This window comes from Serratia sp. (in: enterobacteria) (assembly GCF_046715635.1).
GTDB lineage: Bacteria > Pseudomonadota > Gammaproteobacteria > Enterobacterales > Enterobacteriaceae > Chania.
Map to the genome: position 1 here is coordinate 1 of NZ_JBKJYW010000356.1, position 6,875 is coordinate 6,875.

The window sequence follows — 6,875 nt, forward strand, 5'->3', positions numbered from 1 at the left end:
CATGTAATCGACAAAGGCCTGCGCCAGGCGAGGGTTGGATACGGCGATCACTCGAACCATAGATTTTCCGTCTAAGTAGATGACTTTGGCCACGGGCAAAACCGCCGATGGCATTGGCGGCTGATTATACCGTTGAAATCCTGAGCACAGGGAGTGGATCTGCAAAAAACGGCGGGTGATGGTGATGATTTTTCCTGTTAGCCGATTTTTGTTTCCTTCCGCTTTGCCTCACAGCCTATGATCCCTGTCACTTTTTAACCACATGAGCTCACATACTCTCAAAGGTAAATACTGAGGTGACTATGTTTCTTGAAGAACGGCGTAATAAGATCCTGGGATATCTCGATGAATATGATCGTGTCCGAGTGACACATTTAGCTGCGGTATTTAGGGTAACTAAAGAAACCATCAGGAGTGATTTAAACGAATTGGCACGGCAGGGATTGGTACGTCGTTGTTATGGCGGCGCAATACTGATCCGCCATAGTTTGCAGAGTCAACTTATTACTGACACTGGCCGGAGTTTTGAAGTTTTACTCAAACGTTTGGAAAAAAATAAAAAAGAAACGCCGGAAAAAGATAAAGGAAAAATTATGCAGGGTAATGTGTGTGTTCTCGGGTCATTTAATGTCGATATCGTTGCAAAAGTGACACGGTTCCCGCGGGGAGGTGAGTCGCTGCTGGCACTCGGCAGTACCTTAGGCCCTGGTGGAAAAGGGGCTAACCAGGCTATGGCTGCCAGCCGGGCCGGGGCCAGAGTGCATTTTGTCTCTAAAGTGGGCAAGGACCAATTTAGTCAATTTGCCTTTGATCATCTATCTTCGTCCGAAATATATTCCTTTGATTTATATCAATCGGAAACTGAACCTACGGGTAATGCAATTATTTATGTTTCACAGCAGGACGGTGAGAATATGATTGCAATTTACTCCGGGGCTAACAAAACCATTACCAACGAAGAAGTGGTTGCAATTACTCCGGAACTCTCACAGGCCAATGTATTACTTGTCCAGTTGGAAAATAACTTTGACGCAACGCTGAATGTTATGCGCCTTGCTAATTCGCTGGGGGTTAAGGTTATTTTAAATCCAGCTCCCTATTCCGATGATGCACTGCAATGCATGGCGTTTGTTGATGTGATCACACCTAACGAAACTGAGGCTTCGTTGCTCTCAGGCATTGAGGTGACGGATCTGGATAGTGCCAAAAAGGCGGCACAGCGCATCGCCGCTTTGGGTGCCCGTCAGGTGATTATCACCATGGGCGCGCGGGGGGCATTAATTTTTGATGGCGGGCAGTTCCAGCATATCCCGGCATTTCCGGCACTGAGCGTTGATACCACCGGTGCGGGGGATGCATTTAATGGTGCCTTTGCTGCTGCTACCGCTTCAGGGCAAACGGTTGCTCAGGCCGCTACTTACGCTGCGGCTTTTGCTTCACTGGCCGTGGAACGCGAAGGGGCCGCCAATATGCCTGAGCATGCACAAGTCATTACCCGGTTGGCACAGCGCTAACGCTGTTTCACTTTCAACAAGATAACCATTCACCACCGATGTGGTAACAGGAGTAAAGATGAAAACGATTAATGGTGTTGTCCCAGTAATGTTAACGCCGTTCACTGAGAATAATGAAATAGATTATCCCGGCTTGTCGCGGCTGATTGACTGGTATCTGCAGCGTGGCGTCGACGCACTGTTTGCCGTCTGCCAATCCAGTGAAATGCAATATCTCAGTTTGCAGGAGCGGGTTGAGCTGGCGCATTTTGTGGTGCAGCAGGTGGATGGCCGCGTACCCGTGATCGCTTCTGGCCATATCAGCGATGCACTTGATCAACAGATTGAAGAATTGGCAATGATGGCAGGTACTGGCATTGATGCACTGGTGCTGGTAACCAATCATCTCGATCCGAAAAATCTGGGGAGTGCCACGTTTTTCAGCACCCTGGAAGCCTTATTGGCGGCGCTGCCTGCCAGTATGCCTCTGGGCTTGTACGAGTGCCCGGCCCCTTATCGCCGCCTGCTGACGGATGAGGAACTGGCCTTTTGCGCCAATAGTGGCCGCTTTGTGGTACTCAAAGATGTGAGCTGCGATCTGGCGACCGTGACACGCCGGGTGCAACTGGTAGCCAATACGCCACTTAACATTATCAATGCCAATGCTGCGATTGCCTATCCGGCCATGCTGGCTGGTTCCAAAGGCTTCAGCGGCGTATTCACCAACTTCCATCCGGAGTTATACCACTGGCTTTACCATCAGGGTGCGCAACAACCGGCCTTGGCGGAGGAACTGGCAACCTTCCTGTCATTGGCTGCCGTGAGCGAAACGCTGGGATATCCAAAGAACGCCAAAATTTATCACCAACGACTGGGGACGTTTGGCAGCGAATTTTGCCGGGTCAATAAAGACAACGTGCTGGAGAAATTCTGGGGATTGGGCGTGATCCTGGATCAAATCCACACCGGTACCGAGTTCTACCAGAAAAAGATTGTTGAATAAACCGCTGCAGGGGGGCATCTAGCGCGGCCCCTTGATAAAAATATTCACAATATGGGGTATGGAACACCATGATAATTTGCGATTTAAAAGATTGGGATCAGGAAAAGCATGCCTTTCATCCCATTTTTCACCAGGCTATTACGTTTATCCAACAAACTGACTTTAGCGAGTTGCCCCTTGGCAAACTCGATATTATTCCCGGCAAGATGTTTTGCCTGCTACAGGAAATGAACACGGTACCGGCAGAACAGATGCGAGCGGAATCGCATTTTGATTTTGTCGATATTCAATATTTGTTGCGGGGCGAAGAGACCATCGGCGTTGCACGCCGCCTTGGGAATGAAGACGTGGTAGAACAGCGCTTGCAGCACGATATCGTGTTCTATCAGCAAACGCACAATGAGATCCCTGTGACGCTATTGCCCGGGATGTTCGCGGTGTTTTTCCCCCATGATCTGCATCGCCCATGCTGCCAGAGCCGTGGAGAGGTGTTGATCCGTAAAGCGGTAATCAAAATCCATCTAAGCCTGTTCACGGAGGTAGCATAATGAAAGAGGCCACCTCTGCTTTAAGCTCGGATGCGGTGACTCCCGTTTCTCGTTTGCGTTGGGGAATTATTGTGATCCTGCTGGTTGCCGCCGTGGTGAACTATCTTGACCGTGCCAACCTGAGTATTGCCAATACCACTATTGCCCGAGAGTTTGGTTTTTCTTCAACCCAAATGGGGATGCTGCTTTCCGCATTCTTATGGCCTTATGCGCTGGCTAACCTGCCTGCGGGTTGGTTGGTGGATAAGCTTGGGCCAAAGAAAATGTTCTCCTGGGCGCTGGGCCTGTGGTCTAGCTTTACCGTGATGGCGGCATTTGTGAACGGCTATTCAATGTTCTACGGCCTGCGCATGATGCTTGGCATTTCTGAATCGCCGTTCTTTACCTCAGGGATCAAGATCACCCACCGGTGGTTTTCTGAAAAGGAGCGTGGCTTACCCACGTCCATTATTAATACGGGTTCACAGATTGCCAACGCCGTAGCGCCGCCAATCCTGACCGTTTTACTGCTGACTCTCGGTTGGCGCGGTATGTTTATCGTGATCGGCCTGGCCGGGATCCCACTGTTATTGGCCTGGTTCAAGTTCTACCGTGATCCGACGGCTCGGGAGGAAGCGCTGATCCATGTGGGTCAACGTATGCCTGCCGCTGCAGAAGAAAAGGGAGCAAGCAAAGCCAGTTGGGGTTCGTTGTTCCGCCATAGAACCACCTGGTTCATGATATTGGGCAACTTCTCCATCATGTTTACCATCTGGGTTTACCTGACCTGGTTACCCAGCTATTTGGAGAACTCGTTAGGTTTTAGCCTTAAACAAACCGGTTGGATCGCGTCGATCCCATTCTTTGCCGGGATATTAGGGGTGTTATGCGGCGGGGCGATTTCCGATCGCTTGATCCGCAGGGGCATGAAAACCATCAGCGCGCGCAAGATCCCAATCGTTTGTGGTGCGGCAATGGCGGCCTGCTTTGTTGCGCCAATCCCGTTCGTTAGCAGCACTCCGGTCTGCATCTTATTATTATCGCTGGGTTATTTCTGCTCGCAATTACCTTCAGGCGTGATCTGGACGTTAGCGACGGACATTGCACCGAAAGATCAGGTAGCATCATTAGGAGCTATTCAGAATTTTGGCGGGTTCCTTGGCGCAGCGATGGCACCGATTGTCACTGGTGTGATCCTGGACCTGACAGGACAGTTCACCAATGTGTTCCTGTTGGGCGCGGGGTTGTTGATGCTAGGGGCCTTTAGCTATGGCCTGTTTGTGAAAAAGCCAATAGTTGCAGCGTAGTGGTAACGGAGGGCGCAGTTCATGCGGTTGCGCATGGCGCGCCCTTTCTGGCTACGCGGAGGTCTCAACGTCCTGTGGGAACTGGCGGGCCCAGGCCTCAAAACCGCCATTAATGCTGTAAACCGCATCAAACCCCTGATGCAGCAGATACTGCGCGGCGCTACGGCTGCTGTTGCCGTGATAGCACATGACCATCACCGGGCGATCGAACTCGTTTTGTTGCATAAAGGCGGACAAGGTAGCGTTGGTCAGATGAAAAGCGCCAGGCGTATGCCCAGCCTCAAAGCTTTGTGGATCGCGAATATCGACCAGCACGGCGCTATCTTCTTGCAGGCGTTGGTGTGCCTGCTCTACGTCGATTGTTTCAAATTGTTCCATAACTGCAAAATACCGGGTAATGGGCTAATGCCGTTATTGTATCCAACATTGGCCGGATTTAGACCAGAGCAACAGCAGGGTCTTTATACCCGTCGTCTTTCAAGCTGCAGCGTTGTTACCTGCGTTCACTCACCCCAGCCACTTACGAAAAGTAAGCTCCTGGGGATGAGTGAGCTTGTCGCCTAGCTGCAACTTGAAATCCATAGGGTATACCAGCATTTGAGCCCGAACCGGTCTAGGGGACATAATGGCGAAAAACGTTGTTACCAGCGATAGCTCACACCCAAGGTGCCGCCGTAATCCTGGTAGCTGTTGGCTCCCATGGTGATCCCGCCTTCAAACCACAGCTGCATGTTGTAAGTGCTAGGCGAATGCAGGCCTAACTTCACCTCAAACAGATCATCCAGGGCGTTGGTTTCTACCCGCGTATCATTAAAGTTAACCGTGTTCTTACCACTATTATGCCACCAGTTGGTGGCGAGATAGGCGGTAGTATAATCGTCTTGATCGCTGTACCAGCGAATGCCGACGCGAGAAGTAAAGTTTGGCACATCTGCCTGATGAATATAGACGCCCGCTGGATCCTGATAATTATCGGCATCGAAGCGGTTATAAATAATCTGCAGCTGTGGCTCGATAATCAACTCGAGTGCCGAAAAAGGCTGCAAGGCATAGCCGGTTTCCAGCGAGGCGCTAAAGCCGGTGCTGTCATAATCCTGCTTGCCCTGGGCATAGGTCACGCTGTTGTTAAACCAGGCATATTGCAGCCAGGAATCCACATATGCCCCAGAGTGCTTTTTCTTATCCTGATACCAGGTGCTGTAAGCGCCGATAGAATAGCCGTCGACTTTACCTTCGGATGAGAGGGTGGCGTTGTTAGCGCTGCTCTTGGCATGGCCGTAGCCGGTCATCAGGCCTGCCGTCCACTCTTCTTTGTTGTTATCCAAGGCCAGTAAATCGCCGCCAAGCATAAAGACCTGACGATCCATATCGACGGGCAAGCCGTTATCGCCTGCGCTCAGATCCTTGCTGTGATAACCCGAAACGCGCATCCAGAATTGACTGTCCCCTGGCGCGGTCTTTCTTTGGTGCAGGGTATGAGAAAATAGCGTTGATGCGGCAACCTGGTTACCCAGATAAACCCCGGCGTCGGGCCGAGAACTATAATCGATGAGGGTATCCGTGCTCGCCATGGCCGGAGAGGCAGTGAGATAAATTCCAACCGCAATAAGTGTTTTCCTGTTTATTGGCACAATCCCAACTCCATATGGAAATTTGCCGCAATAGTACCCAGATGAAACGATAAAGTCATGAGAAAACCGGCGGGCTTTAGATTAACCGCCAGTGATATCGCGCGACCTATTTATTTGGTGGATGTATCAGGCTTTATATATTTTCTAAACTATAGGTTGCGTAATAAAAGGAGGATTAATGCTCATCCTGGGAAATCCCCCAGGATGACCGAAATAGATAGCAAGGCAGCGGCGTAAAGGTTAAACCAGCTGGACATCCACCCCTGCGGATTTATGGTCGAACGCAGTTGTCAAAATGTGGCACGTTCGGTCCCCTCTCCCTGTGGGAGAGGGTTAGGGTGAAGGGCGCTACATCGGGATTAACCTATTGATCTGCTTTTAAAACTACGCACCATAACCCATCATTTTCAGCAACTGCTGCGCCTGCTGCACCGCTTCTTGGCGATGGGCGACACCCAGCTTTTGATACAGATTACGGATATGGGTTTTGATGGTGGTGGCCGCTACGGCCAACTCCCCAGCGATCTGATCGTTGCTGTAACCGGAGTAAATCAGGCCCAGCACCTGCCATTCACGCTGTGTCAGCGGGCTGGTGCGGATCAATTCTGGCACTTGCGGGTGAGTTAGCAGCTTATCGACGAAGTTCTCGTCAAAATGGGCGAACTTATGCCGGTGATGCTGGTTGATATCGCGCAGAATGCGCTGGGCGCGATGCTGTTCCATTTCCGGCAGCGTGTTGAGTTGGATCAGTTGACGAAGTTGCTGCGCCATCGCCTCTCCCTCGATCACAAAGTGGCTGATAAACCCGGTACGGTTGGCCAGCGAAAGTGACTCTATCAACGCGCGCTGGGCATCCACTTTGCGGTCCATCTGCCAGTAGAGATGGTTACTGAGCAGCAGGTTACGGTTGAGAT

7 protein-coding genes are annotated in these 6,875 nt (G+C 51.0%); 4 read left to right on the top strand and 3 right to left on the bottom strand.

Annotated elements, in window-relative coordinates; translation table 11 throughout:
- Positions 1-302 precede the first annotated feature (302 nt).
- The 4 genes from rbsK to ACLQ7H_RS18735 all read left to right on the top strand — a co-directional run bounded on the left by rbsK (position 303) and on the right by ACLQ7H_RS18735 (position 4,330).
- Entirely contained in the window at positions 303-1,514 is a 1,212-nt protein-coding gene (gene rbsK / locus ACLQ7H_RS18720; protein WP_411753960.1) for a ribokinase, read from the top strand.
- 58 nt (positions 1,515-1,572) lie between these two features.
- Positions 1,573-2,496 carry a dihydrodipicolinate synthase family protein gene (locus ACLQ7H_RS18725; RefSeq protein WP_411753961.1) on the top strand — a complete coding sequence of 308 codons (924 nt, stop codon included), beginning with the start codon at positions 1,573-1,575 and terminating at the stop codon, positions 2,494-2,496.
- 68 nt (positions 2,497-2,564) lie between these two features.
- Entirely contained in the window at positions 2,565-3,044 is a 480-nt protein-coding gene (locus ACLQ7H_RS18730) for a YhcH/YjgK/YiaL family protein (protein WP_411753962.1), read from the top strand.
- Positions 3,044-4,330: an MFS transporter gene (locus ACLQ7H_RS18735; RefSeq protein WP_411753963.1), complete on the top strand. Its 1,287-nt coding sequence runs from the start codon at positions 3,044-3,046 to the stop codon at positions 4,328-4,330. The genes ACLQ7H_RS18730 and ACLQ7H_RS18735 overlap by 1 nt, the downstream gene beginning before the upstream one ends.
- A 51-nt stretch (positions 4,331-4,381) precedes the next feature.
- On the opposite strand, the gene glpE is transcribed toward ACLQ7H_RS18735, so the two are convergent.
- The 3 genes from glpE to ACLQ7H_RS18750 form a co-directional block, all read right to left on the bottom strand.
- Positions 4,382-4,708, bottom strand: a complete 327-nt coding sequence (gene glpE / locus ACLQ7H_RS18740; RefSeq protein ID WP_411753964.1) for a thiosulfate sulfurtransferase GlpE — start codon at positions 4,706-4,708, stop codon at positions 4,382-4,384.
- Positions 4,709-4,971: 263 nt separating this feature from the next.
- A complete protein-coding gene (locus ACLQ7H_RS18745) occupies positions 4,972-5,961 on the bottom strand; it encodes an autotransporter outer membrane beta-barrel domain-containing protein (protein ID WP_411753965.1) in 990 nt (329 codons plus the stop codon).
- 384 nt (positions 5,962-6,345) lie between these two features.
- A partial coding sequence (locus ACLQ7H_RS18750) for a LuxR C-terminal-related transcriptional regulator (protein ID WP_411753966.1) occupies positions 6,346-6,875 on the bottom strand: 530 nt, incomplete at its 5' end.